This is a genomic window from Pseudomonas sp. FSL R10-1350 (assembly GCF_009600525.1).
GTDB classification, from domain to species: Bacteria; Pseudomonadota; Gammaproteobacteria; order Pseudomonadales; family Pseudomonadaceae; genus Aquipseudomonas; species Aquipseudomonas helleri.
Genome location: NZ_WIVR01000038.1, coordinates 15,638 through 27,969, shown reverse-complemented (window position 1 = coordinate 27,969; position 12,332 = coordinate 15,638). Strand labels below are relative to the sequence as shown.

Sequence of the window (12,332 nt, the reverse complement as noted above, 5' to 3'; positions counted from 1 at the left end):
ACTGCATGACCGTTCTCAACCAAGCGGCTTGAGATTTTTCAACCCTCTGCAAACCTGTAAATGATCGGAAAACGGTCGGATTGTCCTACAAAACATCGTTATCTTCTGCGATTTAGCCTATAGCGCTCTTACAAAAATGTTGGTAGCTTTCGTCCGGTGATCAAAAGGAGTTCTAATAATGAAAAAAGTAATGCTCAAGACCACACTTAGCCTCGCTGTCACTTTGGCTTCCAGCCAGATTTTCGCAAGCGGCTTCGCCCTCAACGAACAAAGCGTTAGCGGTATGGGGACCGGCTTCGCAGGTCGCTCATCTTCTGCTGACGATGCAAGTACCGTTTTCGGTAACCCTGCCGGTATGTCCCGTCTAAGCGGACAACAGGTCACAGGCGGTATCGCTGTGATCGACGCCTCAACCGATATCAAAAATGCTAACGGCAACGTCAAAGGCAGCAACAAAGGCGACATGGTTCCCTTCACTGGCGTACCAATGGGCTTCTACACCAACAAGCTCAATGACCAGTGGGCCGTCGGCTTCGGCGTGTACGCGCCTTTTGGTCTCGCCACTGAATATGAACATAACTTCCAGGGCCGCGCCTTCGGCAGCACCAGCGACGTAAAAGTCGTGACCCTGCAGCCAACTGTCAGCTACGCCTTCAACGATCGCGTTTCGGTAGGTTTTGGCCCGACCATCAACCGCATCTCCGGCAAGCTGGAGTCGGATCTTGCACTGGTGCCCGGCACACCTGAAGCCCACGTCAAGATCAAAGGTGATGACACCGCACTGGGCTGGAACGCCGGTGTTCTGGTGCAAGCCACAGACACTACCCGTGTCGGTCTGACCTACCACTCCAAAGTGACCTACAAGCTTAAAGGCCACACCGAAATCGGAGCGGGCGCAGGTACTCCGCCACAGCTGCTGCAAAGCAACCGCTATGACGCTTCGCTGTCGATCGACACCCCGGAATCCTGGGACCTGTCCGTTACCCAAGACCTGTCTGATGCCTGGAAGGTCTATGCCGGTAGCACCTGGACCCGCTGGAGCCGCTTGAAAGACATCACCGTGCAGAACAAAGGCGTGACCATGGCCAACGCCGGTGCTGGCGGCGCTCAAGCGTTCACGACCATCAAAGAAGAACAAAACTGGCACGACACCTGGGCTTACGCCATCGGTACGTCGTATCAGTTGAACAAGCAGTGGGTACTGCGTACCGGTTTGACCTGGGACCAATCGCCTACCAACAATGAAAATCGCTCGCCACGCATCCCTACCGGTGACCGGACGATCTTCAGCTTGGGTGCCGGTTATGCCGTTAACGAGAATCTGGTTATCGACGTGGCTTACTCTTACCTGAAAGAAGAGTCGGTCAAAGTTAACGATTCCAAAGGCATCAACAACTACAGCGCCAAGTACGAAAACAGCGCCAACGGCTTTGCTGTCGGTGCAACGTACAAGTTCTAAGCTTGCGAGAGCCTGACGCTCACACAGCCTGAACTAAAAAGCCCCGCTCTCTTTGCAGAGGCGGGGCTTTTTCTTGTGTAGGAATCAGGACTTTGAGGCGATGGCTTTTTCTATAGCTTCAATCAACTCCGGGTTGTCCGGTTTGGTCAGGCTCGAGAAGCTGGCAATCACATTGCCTTTGCGGTCCACCACGTACTTGTAGAAATTCCACTTGGGCGTGCTGCTTTGTTCAGCCAGGACCTTGAACAGGTGCGTTGCACCGTCACCCCGCACCTTTTGCGGTTCGGTCATGGTGAAGGTCACACCGTAATTGACGTAGCAGACCTTGGCCGTCTCTTCGCCATCTTTGGCCTCTTGCTTGAAGTCATTGGACGGTACGCCAATCACTTCCAGCCCCTGCCCCTTAAAGCGCTGGTTTAACGCCTCGAGGCCTTCAAACTGGGGCGCAAACCCGCAAAAGCTGGCCGTATTCACAATCAACAAAGGCTTGCCGGCAAACTGCTTACACAGATCGATCGACTCTTTAGCCCGTAGTTTGGGCAATGAACCTTCAAGCAAAGACGGGCAATCAGCCGCCCAGACAGAACCCGCGCACGCCAACAACAGTACGGGCATCGCAATCCAGCGCTTTAGCATTGTTCGTGTCCTTTATAGAGGTGCAGGCACAGAACTTACTCGCCCCGGCACGGCACTAGCAAGTGCCCATGCCTAACTCCAGCAAGGCCAGGCCACCTTGATGCCAGCCCCACCAGCTCAGGGCCAGCAGCAAAAAGCCTGCGCTGATGCCACCCAACCAAAGCCACAGTGAACTCACGCCATGCTCCCTTGTGCCTGCAAACGCGCAACCGGACGCTCACGCACCGGCCAGTTCAAGGCCGCTGCCAACAGACTGAGCACGATAGAACCTTGCCAGATCAGCTCGTAACTGCCGGTTTGATCATAGACCACGCCGCCCAGCCAACCGCCCAGAAATGCGCCCAGTTGATGGAACAGGAAGACAATCCCGCCCAGCATCGACAAGTTACGCACGCCAAACATTGTGGCGACGGTACCGTTGGTCAGTGGCACGGTCGAGAGCCACAAAAAGCCCATGGCCATGCCAAACAGATAAGCGCTGAATTGCGACAGCGGCGCCCATAAGAACACCACGATCACCACGGCGCGCGCCAGGTACAACGCGGTCAGCAAACGCGGTTTGGACATACGCCCGCCCAGCCATCCGGCGGTGTAAGTACCAAAAATATTAAACAGGCCAATCAGGGCCAATACCGTGGTGCCCACGGTGGCAGGCAAATGCTGATCGACCAGGTAGGCCGGCAAGTGGATGCCGATAAACACCACCTGAAACCCGCAGACAAAAAAACCAAATGCCAGCAGCCAGAAGCCCGAGTGAGTGCAGGCCTCACGCAGCGCTTCCTTGAGTGTTTGCTCGCCGCCCAGACTCGGTGTTGGCCGGTCCTTGAGCATGCTCACCAACGGCACGATCATGGCCACCAGCAAGCCCAGTACCAGCAAGGCGGACGACCAGCCAAGCCAGCCGATCAATCCCAGCGTGCCAGGCAGCATTGCAAACTGGCCAAAAGAGCCCGCCGCACTGGCGATCCCCATGCCCATGCTGCGTTTCTCTGGCGGCAAGGCACGGCCGACCACACCCAAAATGACCGAAAACGACGTGCCGGACAGGCCGATACCAATCAACAGGCCAGCACTTAACGACAGTGTCAGCAACGAGTCCGACATGCCCATCAGCACCAGCCCGACGGCATAGAGCACACCGCCGACAATTACCACCTTGGCGGCGCCAAAGCGATCGGCCAACGCACCGGTGAACGGCTGAGCCAGGCCCCAGATCAGGTTCTGCAAGGCAATGGCGAAGGCAAACACCTCTCGCCCCCAGCCGAACTGCGCACTCATGGGCGGCAAGAACAGACCAAAGCCGTGCCTGACCCCCAATGACAGCGCCAAAATCAACGCACTGCCCAGCAGCACCCACCCGCTCGTTCGCCACACCGATGTCATTGTTATTCTCCTGATGCGGGTATATACCCATTCTTATTCGTAAAACGGGTGCTAATCGACACCCGCCAGCTCATCCAATAACTGCAGCAACTGTTCGCGCCGGTCTTCTCCCAAACGCGCGACCAACCGCTGTTGTGCGGCCTCCCAGGCTGGCCAGGCAGCATTGAAGCGCGTCTCACCCTCTTCGGTCAGGCAGACCAGCCGATTACGATGGTCCTCACCTTCAGACATCTTCACCAGGCCAGCGCCTTCCAGCACTCGCAGATTGCGCCCCAAGGTACTGCGATCCAGCCCCATGGCCTCAGCCAGGCTGGAAATACTTGGCTGGTCCAGTCGCTTGAGGTTGCTCATCAATGAAAACTGCGCAACGTTGATCCCGAAGCCATCCAGGGCTCCATCGTAATGTCGGCTGATGCCCCGCGAAGCACGTCGCAGGTTGGTGCATAAACACTGGGTTGGTAACATTTTGTATGTATATACCCGCAATGAAGGAGAATCAAGATTTAAACAACACCGGGGTCAGTCTGCCACCAGCGCCAACCCCACTAAAATCAGTACTTCCAGCAGCTCCAGCAGCGCACCTGCCGTATCGCCCGTGGTGCCGCCCAGCCGCTGCATCATCACCCGGCGCAGCCACACAAAGCCCAACGCCGCCAGCAGCAAGGCCCACATCCCGGCAGTACCGGCCATCACCACACAGGCCACTGCACTGAACCCCAGCACCCACCAACCCGCCTTGCGCGGCAAGTGATCGGCCAAGGCCTGGCCCAAGCCGCCTGCCCGCACGTATGGCGTGGTCAAAAACACCGCCAGCAACGCACTGCGGCCGATCAGCGGGGCGATCAACAAGACGGCCGTGTGTTGCTGCTCGATCAACGCCAGCAAGGCACAGAACTTGAGTAACAACACCAGAACCAGCGTGACCACGGCGATCGGGCCGCTGCGCGGGTCTTTCATGATGGTCAGGGTGCGCTCGCGATCCCCAAAGCCGCCCAGCCAGGCATCCGCGCTGTCAGCCAGTCCGTCTAGGTGCAAGCAGCCACTGAGCAACACCCAGGCGCTCAGCAACAAGGCCGCATGCAACAGCAACGTCGCCCCGGCCAACAGGCCGTTCAGCGCCCACAACAGCACGCCAAACAACAGCCCGACCAGCGGATAGAACAACAACGACCGCCCCAACTCCTGGGGTTGCGGCATGCCGGGCAAGCGGATCGGCAAGCTGCTCAGAAACTGCAAGGCAATCCAGAACGGCAACATGTTCAGCGCCCCTCACTCAAAACGCCGTGTGCGTCGACCTGCAACTCGAACAGCGCACCATTAACCACCTGAATGTTCAGCAACTGCTCACGGGGCAGACCACGGGCCTGCGCCAGCAGCAACTTCATCACCCCGCCATGGCACACCACCAGTACTCGCTCCCCCGCGTGGGCCTGCTGCAAGCGCGTGACCGCCGCCAACACCCGCTGCGAGAACTCAAGCACCGGCTCGCCCTGAGGCGGGGTGAAGCGGTAAGGGTCTGCCCAAAACAGGCCCAGTGCCTGCTCATCGGTTTGCATCAGCGCGGCGGCGCTCTGCCCTTCCCACTCGCCAAAGTGCAGCTCTTGCAGGTCTTTGTCGAACGTGACCGGCAGCGCGAGTTGCCCGGCCAGTTCGTGGGCGAACAAAGCACAGCGCTGCAACGGCGAACTGACAATCCGGTCCCACGGGCCTTGGCCCTGAACGGCTGCGCGCATTTGCTCCCAGCCCACGGGCGTCAGCGCATCATCAAGGCTGCCGCGCAGCCCGCCGCCCAGCTCGGTTTCACCGTGGCGCAGCAAGTCCAGGGTCACGCTCATGCCGGGCGATCCGCGACAGCCGCCTCAGCAAACGTTGCCATCTGCCCGTGCAGGTCGCAGGCCAGACGCACCAACGGCACCGCCAATGCAGCGCCACTGCCTTCACCCAAACGCAAACCGAGGTCGAGCAACGGCTCAGCCTGCAAGCTTTGCAGGACACGGCGATGCCCGTGTTCAGCACCGCGATGGCCAAACACCAGCCATTCCCGGCACTCAGGGTTCAAGCGCACGGCAACCATGGCGGCAACGGTGCAAATAAATCCGTCGACCAACGCCACAATCCCGGCTTGCGCGCACGCCACATAGGCACCGGCCAGGGCCGCGATTTCAAAACCGCCCAAGCGGAACAAGGTTTGCAGCGGGTCGTCCAGGTAGCCGTCATGAAACGCCAGCGCTTGCTCAATCACCCGCGCCTTGTGGCTCACGCCCGCAGCGTCCAGCCCGGTCCCCGGCCCGGTCAGCTCAGACGCCGGGCATTGCAGCAGCGCACTGGCCACGGCACTGGCCGAGGCCGTGTTGCCAATGCCCATCTCGCCGCCCACGAACAACTCGCAGCCCAGCTCTTGTGCCCGCACCACGCTGTCACGACCGGCCGCCAGGGCTTTCAGGCCCTGAGCATCAGACATCGCAGGGCCTGTGGCGAAATTGGCGGTGCCCGCGCCCAGCTGTAAATGCCGCACACCCGGCAGGTTGAGCATCGGCGTTACCGTGCCCAGGTCGACGACGTCCAGGTGCGCACCCAATTGACGGGCCAGCACGCTGATTGCCGCCCCACCGCTGACAAAGTTGGCCAGCATCTGCCCGGTCACTTCCTGCGGGTAAGCCGATACGCCCTCGGCGACCACGCCATGATCACCGGCAAAAATCGCAATCCACAGCTGATCGACACGCGGTTTCAAGCGCCCCTGCAACCCGGCCAACTGCACAGCCAGGGTTTCCAGTTGCCCCAGCGACCCCGCCGGTTTGGTCAACTGCTGCTGGCGCTCGGCCGCCGCCGCTTGCACCTCACGATCAACCGCTTTGCACGGGTTCAGCCACCACGGGGTATTCATAGCGCAGTTCCTTTCAATGTCAGGGGCAGGCCCGCCACGGTCAGTACGACTCGCTGGCAACGTTCGGCCAAGGCTTGATGCAACCAACCGGCTTCATCGACGTAACGGCGAGTCAATTCGCCCAGCGGCACGACACCCATTCCGGTTTCGTTGCTGACAAATACAATGTGCCCCGGCAATCCAGCCAGGCACTCCAGCAGCGCCTCACGCTCGGCGCTCAAGCGCTGCGGGTCTTCAAGCATCAGCAGATTGGTCAGCCACAAGGTCAGACAATCCACCAGCAGGCAGGTCTGTGCACCGGCGTTTTCACGCAGCACGCGGGCCAGTTCAATCGGCTCTTCGATCAAGCCCCACTGTGCGGGGCGACGCTCACGGTGCAGGCGAACCCGCTCGTTCATTTCGCCGTCCAGCGGCTGGCTGGTGGCGATGTAGATGACAGCGCAGCCAGAGTCGGCCGCGAGCTTCTCGGCCAAGCGGCTTTTACCCGAACGGGCGCCACCCAAAATCAGTTGCTGCATGTTTAAAAACCTCAAAAATACCGCTTTTGATCTTGTGGGAGCGGGCTTGCTCGCGATGCAAGCGACGCGCTATTACTGGCAAACCAGGTCGATGCTATCGCGAGCAAGCCCGCTCCCACAGGATCCATAACGCATCAGATACCGCAAAGCTCGCGCAAGTACGCCGTGTCCAGGTGTTTCTCGACCAGATCGGCCAGGCGCTCGATGTCGCGCTCGCGCAGGGCGTGGTAGTCGACGTGCTGCACGTTCTGCAATCCGGCCCAGCGCAGCAACGCGCCGCAGGCCTCAGGCGATTCGAACAAGCCGTGCAGGTACGTGCCGAGAATGTGCCCGTCAGCACTCTGCGCGCCGTCACAGCGGCCGTCATCCAGACGCACCGCCGGTTGCTCCAGCGCTGCCCCCGTGGTGACACCGGCGTGAATTTCGTAGCCGTTGACCTCGGCGTCTTCCAGCAACAAATGGCCGCGCACGTTGCGCAGTTGCTTCTCGGCGGCCAGTTCGGTGCTGAAGCCCAGCAAGCCGAAACCAGCGCTCGAACCGGGCGCCCCTTCCAGCCCCAACGGGTCATGCACCTGCTCACCGAGCATCTGCAAACCGCCGCAAATGCCCAGCACCTTGCCGCCGTAGCGCAGGTGGCGATTGATCGCCGTGTCCCAGCCATTGGCGCGCAAATACGCCAGGTCACTGCGCACGCTTTTTGAACCCGGCAGGATGATCAAGTCAGCCGGCGGGATCGCTTGCCCCGGCCCGACAAACTGCAAATCCACCTGCGGGTGCAAGCGCAGCGGGTCGAAGTCGGTGTGGTTGCTGATGCGCGGCAATACTGGCACCACCACTTTGAGCACGTGCTCGACCTTGTCGGTCTGGCGCTGGTCGATGCCGTCTTCGGCCTCAAGGTGCAAATCCAGCACGTAGGGCAACACGCCAATCACCGGTTTGCCGGTGCGCTGTTCCAGCCAGTCGAGGCCCGGTTGCAGCAAGGCAATGTCACCGCGAAAACGGTTGATGATGAAGCCTTTGACCCGCGCCTGCTCCGTCTCGGAGAGCAACTCCAGGGTGCCGACCAAGTGCGCGAAAACGCCGCCCCGATTGATGTCGGCAATCAGCACCACCGGGCAATCCACCGCTTCGGCAAAGCCCATGTTGGCGATGTCACCGGCGCGCAAGTTGATCTCGGCCGGAGAGCCCGCCCCTTCAACCATGACCACCGGGTATGCAGCACTGAGCCGTTGATGCGAGGCCAGCACCGCTTGCATGGCGATGGCCTTGTAGTCGTGATACGCCACCGCGTTCATGGTAGTGACGGCGCGGCCATGGATGATCACTTGGGCGCCGGTGTCGCTGTTGGGCTTGAGCAACACCGGATTCATGTCGGTGTGCGGCGGCAAACCGGCGGCCTGCGCCTGTACGGCCTGGGCGCGGCCAATTTCGCCGCCTTCAGCGGTCACTGCACTGTTGAGCGCCATGTTCTGCGGTTTGAACGGCACCACGCGCACGCCCTCGCGGGTCAGCCAGCGGCACAACGCCGTTACCAGCGTGCTTTTGCCCGCATCGGAAGTGGTGCCCTGCACCATCAATGTGCTCATCAAACGTCCTTGGTTCGCGACTGGTCATAAGCCTGCAAAGCCTCTTGCAGCTTCAACCAGTCGGCTTCATCGGCAGGCAGGCCAAAACGCACGCTGCTGTTGCTGGTAAACAGGCGCAGCAAAATCCCGCGCCGGGCCATAAAGTCGTAAAGCTGCTCGGCCTCTGGGGTGATCAGCCACTGGAACAAGGCGCAGCCGCCCTGCGGGAGCAAGTCATGCTGGCCCAGCAAGTGCTGCAAGCGGGCACTGGCCAACTCACTGCGCTCTCGCTGCCGGGCATGGCCTTGGGTGTCGAGCAGGCACGCCTGGCCGACAATCCGCGTCGGGCCGCTGACGGCCCACGGGCCGACCTGCTCTGCCAGCAGCTTGAGCAATTTAAGCTCTGCCAGCACAAAGCCCAACCGCACCCCGGCCAGGCCGAAAAACTTGCCGAACGAACGCAGCACAATCAATCCGCTGCGCCCGCTCTCGGCAGCCAGGCTCAACTCGGGGGTGTTGTCCATAAAGGCTTCGTCCACCACCAGCCAGCCGCCGCGCTGGGCCAACCGTGCGTGCCAGTCGAGCAAACGCTCGGGGCTCAGGCTCAGGCCCGTGGGGTTGTTGGGGTTGACCACCACCAGCACATCGAGGGTGTCGAGGTAGATGTCGACTTCCTGCTCCAGAACTTCACGCACGATGAAGCCATTGCGCCGCCACGATTCGGCATGTTCTGCGTAGCACGGTGACAGCACGCCGACCTTGCCACTGCGGCGCAGACGCGGCAGTAACTGGATCGCGCATTGCGAACCCGGCACCGGCAATACCTGGGGGGCGCCGTAATACTGGCAGGCCGCCTGCTCCAGCCCGTCATCGGTTTCGGGCAAACGCGCCCAAGCCCGCTCGGGGATCGCCGGGATTGCAAAAGGCCTGGGCGCGAGGCCACTGGACAAGTCCAGCCATTGCGACTCGGCGATGCCGTAGTCGAGGGCCGCCTGACGCAAACGTCCACCATGCTCAAGCAAAGAACTCACTCCCCACGCACAAGATCAGTAACCACAGCCATGCACCGCGCTGCACCAACTGCCAGCCCCGGCCAATCGAATCGGCATCGGCGGGCACGCCTTCACCCAACTGCGGGCGCTCATGCACTTCACCGTGATAAATCGCTGCGCCACCCAGCTCAACTCCCAGCGCACCGGCACCGGCCGCCATTACTGGCCCGGCATTGGGGCTGTCCCATTGCGGCGCCTGCTTGCGCCAGCAGGTCAACGCCAAGCGGGTTTTACCGAGCAAGGCGTAGGTCAGTGCCACCAGCCGTGCAGGAATGTAGTTAAGCAGGTCGTCGATGCGGGCAGCAGCCCAGCCAAAACGCTCGAAGCGCTCGTTGCGATAACCCCACATCGCGTCCAGGGTGTTGCTCAAACGGTAGAGCACCACGCCCGGCGCACCGGCAACGGCAAACCAGAACAGCGCCGCGAACACCGCATCACTGCCGTTCTCCAGGACCGACTCAGTAGCGGCCCGGGCCACTTCGGTTGCATCCAGTTCGCTGGTTTGACGGCTGACCAGATAACCGACCCGCGTGCGCGCCTCGTCCAGATCATTGGCGCGCAAGGCCTCGGCCACCGGCTGCACGTGCTCACCGAGGCTGCGCATGCCCAGCGCGCAGTACAGCGCCAGAATCTCCACCAGCCAACCGATATAGGGCAGCCATGACAAGGCCGTGGCCAGAATCGTCAACGGCAACACCGCCAATACCCAGGCGGTCACACCGTGGCTGCGCCAGCCACGGCCACCGGAATTGAAACGCTGTTCGATACGGTCAGCCATGCGGCCAAACGCAACCAGCGGATGCCAGCGTTTAGGCTCGCCGAGCAGCGCATCCAACGCCACACCGGCAACGCACAACAACGCCACACTCATGGCTTTACTCCCCAATAATTCTCGTACACCAACTCACTCAGCGGGCGCGCCTGCGCCCACCCTTCCAGCACCAGCATCGGCGCCGGATAAAACTGCTCGACCGGCCCCAGGCACAACACCGCCAGCGGTTTGGCCCCGGCAGGCAGACCCAGCAGATTGGCCAGCGCCTGTGGCTCGAACAACGACACCCAGCCCATGCCCAGGCCTTCGACCCGCGACGCCAGCCAGAGATTTTGAATCGCACAGGACAGCGACGCCATGTCCATTTCCGGCAATGTACGACGACCAAAAATGTGCTTTTCGCGGTCATCCATCAACGCGGCCACCAGCACTTCGGCGCAGTCATTAATGCCTTCGACCTTGAGCGTCATGAACTCGTCTGAGCGCTCGCCCAAAGCCTCAGCGGTGCGTACCCGCTCGGCTTCGACCACGGTTTGAATCTTGCCGCGCAGCTCACGGTCGGTGATGCGGATAAATCGCCATGGCTGCATCAGGCCCACACTCGGCGCCTGATGCGCGGCTTCGAGCAAGCGGGCCAACAACTCGGGCGCCACTTCACCACCGCTGAAGTGGCGCATATCGCGGCGCTCAGCAATGGCGCGGTACACAGCGGCCTTTTCTTCAGGGCTAAATGCGTTGTCGCTCATGGCACCTTCACAGCGCACGGCGCGAACAACGCGGCAATGGCCTGGGGATTGGACGGAAAGTAAAAGTGCACATAAGACGCCGTCATACGCCCTTCGCGATACACCGCTTCGGCACCGCGCCCGCCATTGGGGCTCAAGCCCCGCGCAATGGGCTCAAGTTCGGTGCTGGTCAGCGAGTGATGATAAGTGTGACCCCGCAGCAGGCCTTCGGGCATTTCGACGGCTTGCAAGGCCAGCGCAGCCAGGCGCTTTTGCATCGTTGCCTCGCCCTTGAGCAAGCCCACTAGCGCTTCACGCTGGCCTTCAACATCGGTCAAGGCGTCTAGCAGATAAAGCATGCCGCCGCACTCGGCCAACAGCGGTTTACCCGCGTGATGGTGGGCACGAATCGCTTCAAGCATCGAGGTATTGCGCGCAAGGGCCTGGTGATGGAGTTCCGGGTAACCACCGGGCAAATACACACTGTCGGCCTGCGGCAGTTGGGTGTCGCGAATCGGCGAGAAAAACACCAGCTCAGCGCCCATGTCGCGCAGCAGTGCCAGGCTCGCGCCATAGGTAAAGGCAAACGCTTCATCGCGCGCCACGGCAATCCGCACACCGGCCAGCAACGGCTCAATGGCCACAGGCTCAGGCGCGGCGAATTCCACCGGCGGTGGCAGCGCTACCTCGCAGGTGCTGGCCAAGGCATTGGCGGCGGCGTCCAGACGCATGTCCAGATCGTTCAACTCGCTAGCTTGCACCAGACCCAAATGACGGCTGGGCAACTCGATCCCGGTTTCGCGGGACAACGCGCCGTACCAGCGCAAGCCTTCGGTCAGGCTGCCTTCAAGCAACTGCGCGTGGCGCACAGTGCCCACCCGGTTGGCCAACACCCCGGCAAACGGCAGGTCCGGCTGATAGCGCGCCAATCCCAACGCCAACGCGCCGAAGGTCTGGGCCATGGCCGTACCGTCAATCACGCCCAATACCGGCACGCCAAAATGGCGGGCCAAATCGGCGCTGGACGGCGTGCCGTCAAACAGGCCCATGACCCCTTCGATGAGGATAAGGTCCGATTCACCGGCCGCTTCCCAGAGCAAGCGCCGGCTTTCGTCGGCGCCGACCATCCACAAGTCGACCTGATACACCGGCGCACCGCTGGCGCGCTCGAGGATCATGGGGTCAAGAAAATCGGGGCCACATTTAAAGACCCGCACCTTGCGCCCCTGATTGCGGTGCAATCGGGCCAAGGCGGCGGTGACGGTGGTCTTGCCCTGACCGGAGGCCGGTGCGGCGATCAACACCGCCGGGCAATGACGCGACTCTCTCATGCTT

14 protein-coding genes are annotated in these 12,332 nt (G+C 61.3%); 1 reads left to right on the top strand and 13 read right to left on the bottom strand.

What is annotated here, in order from left to right:
• Positions 1 to 178: 178 nt before the first annotated feature.
• Positions 179 to 1,459 (top strand): OmpP1/FadL family transporter, encoded by a 1,281-nt coding sequence (locus GHO25_RS16670; RefSeq protein WP_123751842.1) that lies wholly within the window; start codon positions 179 to 181, stop codon positions 1,457 to 1,459.
• An 84-nt stretch (positions 1,460 to 1,543) separates the two neighbouring features.
• Here GHO25_RS16670 and GHO25_RS16665 read toward each other — a convergent pair whose 3' ends face one another.
• From GHO25_RS16665 to GHO25_RS16610, 13 genes are all read right to left on the bottom strand, one after another.
• A complete protein-coding gene (locus tag GHO25_RS16665) occupies positions 1,544 to 2,095 on the bottom strand; it encodes a glutathione peroxidase (RefSeq protein ID WP_048386806.1) in 552 nt (183 codons plus the stop codon).
• Between the two features lie 55 nt (positions 2,096 to 2,150).
• Positions 2,151 to 2,273 carry a hypothetical protein gene (locus tag GHO25_RS26585; protein WP_256677239.1) on the bottom strand — a complete coding sequence of 41 codons (123 nt, stop codon included), beginning with the start codon at positions 2,271 to 2,273 and terminating at the stop codon, positions 2,151 to 2,153.
• On the bottom strand, positions 2,270 to 3,478 hold the full coding sequence (locus tag GHO25_RS16660) for an MFS transporter (RefSeq protein ID WP_048369776.1): 1,209 nt from the start codon (positions 3,476 to 3,478) through the stop codon (positions 2,270 to 2,272). Before GHO25_RS16660 ends, GHO25_RS26585 begins: the two co-directional genes overlap by 4 nt.
• Before the next feature lie 51 nt (positions 3,479 to 3,529).
• On the bottom strand, positions 3,530 to 3,943 hold the full coding sequence (locus GHO25_RS16655; RefSeq protein WP_153391309.1) for a MarR family winged helix-turn-helix transcriptional regulator: 414 nt from the start codon (positions 3,941 to 3,943) through the stop codon (positions 3,530 to 3,532).
• Positions 3,944 to 3,997: 54 nt separating this feature from the next.
• Positions 3,998 to 4,735, bottom strand: a complete 738-nt coding sequence (locus GHO25_RS16650; RefSeq protein WP_153391307.1) for an adenosylcobinamide-GDP ribazoletransferase — start codon at positions 4,733 to 4,735, stop codon at positions 3,998 to 4,000.
• 2 nt (positions 4,736 to 4,737) lie between these two features.
• Complete coding sequence (gene cobC / locus GHO25_RS16645) at positions 4,738 to 5,313, bottom strand: alpha-ribazole phosphatase family protein (RefSeq protein ID WP_153391305.1); 576 nt, start codon at positions 5,311 to 5,313, stop codon at positions 4,738 to 4,740.
• Positions 5,310 to 6,365 (bottom strand): nicotinate-nucleotide--dimethylbenzimidazole phosphoribosyltransferase, encoded by a 1,056-nt coding sequence (gene cobT, locus GHO25_RS16640; RefSeq protein ID WP_153391303.1) that lies wholly within the window; start codon positions 6,363 to 6,365, stop codon positions 5,310 to 5,312. The genes cobC and cobT overlap by 4 nt, the downstream gene beginning before the upstream one ends.
• Positions 6,362 to 6,883 (bottom strand): bifunctional adenosylcobinamide kinase/adenosylcobinamide-phosphate guanylyltransferase, encoded by a 522-nt coding sequence (gene cobU, locus GHO25_RS16635; protein WP_048369764.1) that lies wholly within the window; start codon positions 6,881 to 6,883, stop codon positions 6,362 to 6,364. Before cobU ends, cobT begins: the two co-directional genes overlap by 4 nt.
• A 134-nt stretch (positions 6,884 to 7,017) precedes the next feature.
• On the bottom strand, positions 7,018 to 8,469 hold the full coding sequence (locus tag GHO25_RS16630) for a cobyric acid synthase (protein ID WP_153329050.1): 1,452 nt from the start codon (positions 8,467 to 8,469) through the stop codon (positions 7,018 to 7,020).
• Positions 8,469 to 9,470 (bottom strand): threonine-phosphate decarboxylase CobD, encoded by a 1,002-nt coding sequence (gene cobD, locus GHO25_RS16625; protein WP_153391325.1) that lies wholly within the window; start codon positions 9,468 to 9,470, stop codon positions 8,469 to 8,471. The genes GHO25_RS16630 and cobD overlap by 1 nt, the downstream gene beginning before the upstream one ends.
• Positions 9,463 to 10,371, bottom strand: a complete 909-nt coding sequence (gene cbiB, locus GHO25_RS16620) for an adenosylcobinamide-phosphate synthase CbiB (RefSeq protein WP_153391301.1) — start codon at positions 10,369 to 10,371, stop codon at positions 9,463 to 9,465. Before cbiB ends, cobD begins: the two co-directional genes overlap by 8 nt.
• A complete protein-coding gene (gene bluB / locus GHO25_RS16615; protein WP_153391299.1) occupies positions 10,368 to 11,018 on the bottom strand; it encodes a 5,6-dimethylbenzimidazole synthase in 651 nt (216 codons plus the stop codon). Before bluB ends, cbiB begins: the two co-directional genes overlap by 4 nt.
• Positions 11,015 to 12,328 (bottom strand): cobyrinate a,c-diamide synthase, encoded by a 1,314-nt coding sequence (locus tag GHO25_RS16610; protein WP_153356344.1) that lies wholly within the window; start codon positions 12,326 to 12,328, stop codon positions 11,015 to 11,017. Before GHO25_RS16610 ends, bluB begins: the two co-directional genes overlap by 4 nt.
• Positions 12,329 to 12,332: the final 4 nt, after the last annotated feature.

Excerpts from the sequence above, each read along its gene's own strand:
- GHO25_RS16670 (WP_123751842.1), top strand. The coding sequence starts at position 179 with ATGAAAAAAGTAATGCTCAAGACCACACTTAGCCTCGCTGTCACTTTG.
- GHO25_RS16665 (WP_048386806.1), bottom strand. The coding sequence starts at position 2,095 with ATGCTAAAGCGCTGGATTGCGATGCCCGTACTGTTGTTGGCGTGCGCG.
- GHO25_RS16660 (WP_048369776.1), bottom strand. The coding sequence starts at position 3,478 with ATGACATCGGTGTGGCGAACGAGCGGGTGGGTGCTGCTGGGCAGTGCG.
- GHO25_RS16655 (WP_153391309.1), bottom strand. The coding sequence starts at position 3,943 with ATGTTACCAACCCAGTGTTTATGCACCAACCTGCGACGTGCTTCGCGG.
- GHO25_RS16650 (WP_153391307.1), bottom strand. The coding sequence starts at position 4,735 with ATGTTGCCGTTCTGGATTGCCTTGCAGTTTCTGAGCAGCTTGCCGATC.
- cobC (WP_153391305.1), bottom strand. The coding sequence starts at position 5,313 with ATGAGCGTGACCCTGGACTTGCTGCGCCACGGTGAAACCGAGCTGGGC.
- cobT (WP_153391303.1), bottom strand. The coding sequence starts at position 6,365 with ATGAATACCCCGTGGTGGCTGAACCCGTGCAAAGCGGTTGATCGTGAG.
- cobU (WP_048369764.1), bottom strand. The coding sequence starts at position 6,883 with ATGCAGCAACTGATTTTGGGTGGCGCCCGTTCGGGTAAAAGCCGCTTG.
- GHO25_RS16630 (WP_153329050.1), bottom strand. The coding sequence starts at position 8,469 with ATGAGCACATTGATGGTGCAGGGCACCACTTCCGATGCGGGCAAAAGC.
- cbiB (WP_153391301.1), bottom strand. The coding sequence starts at position 10,371 with ATGAGTGTGGCGTTGTTGTGCGTTGCCGGTGTGGCGTTGGATGCGCTG.
- bluB (WP_153391299.1), bottom strand. The coding sequence starts at position 11,018 with ATGAGCGACAACGCATTTAGCCCTGAAGAAAAGGCCGCTGTGTACCGC.
- GHO25_RS16610 (WP_153356344.1), bottom strand. The coding sequence starts at position 12,328 with ATGAGAGAGTCGCGTCATTGCCCGGCGGTGTTGATCGCCGCACCGGCC.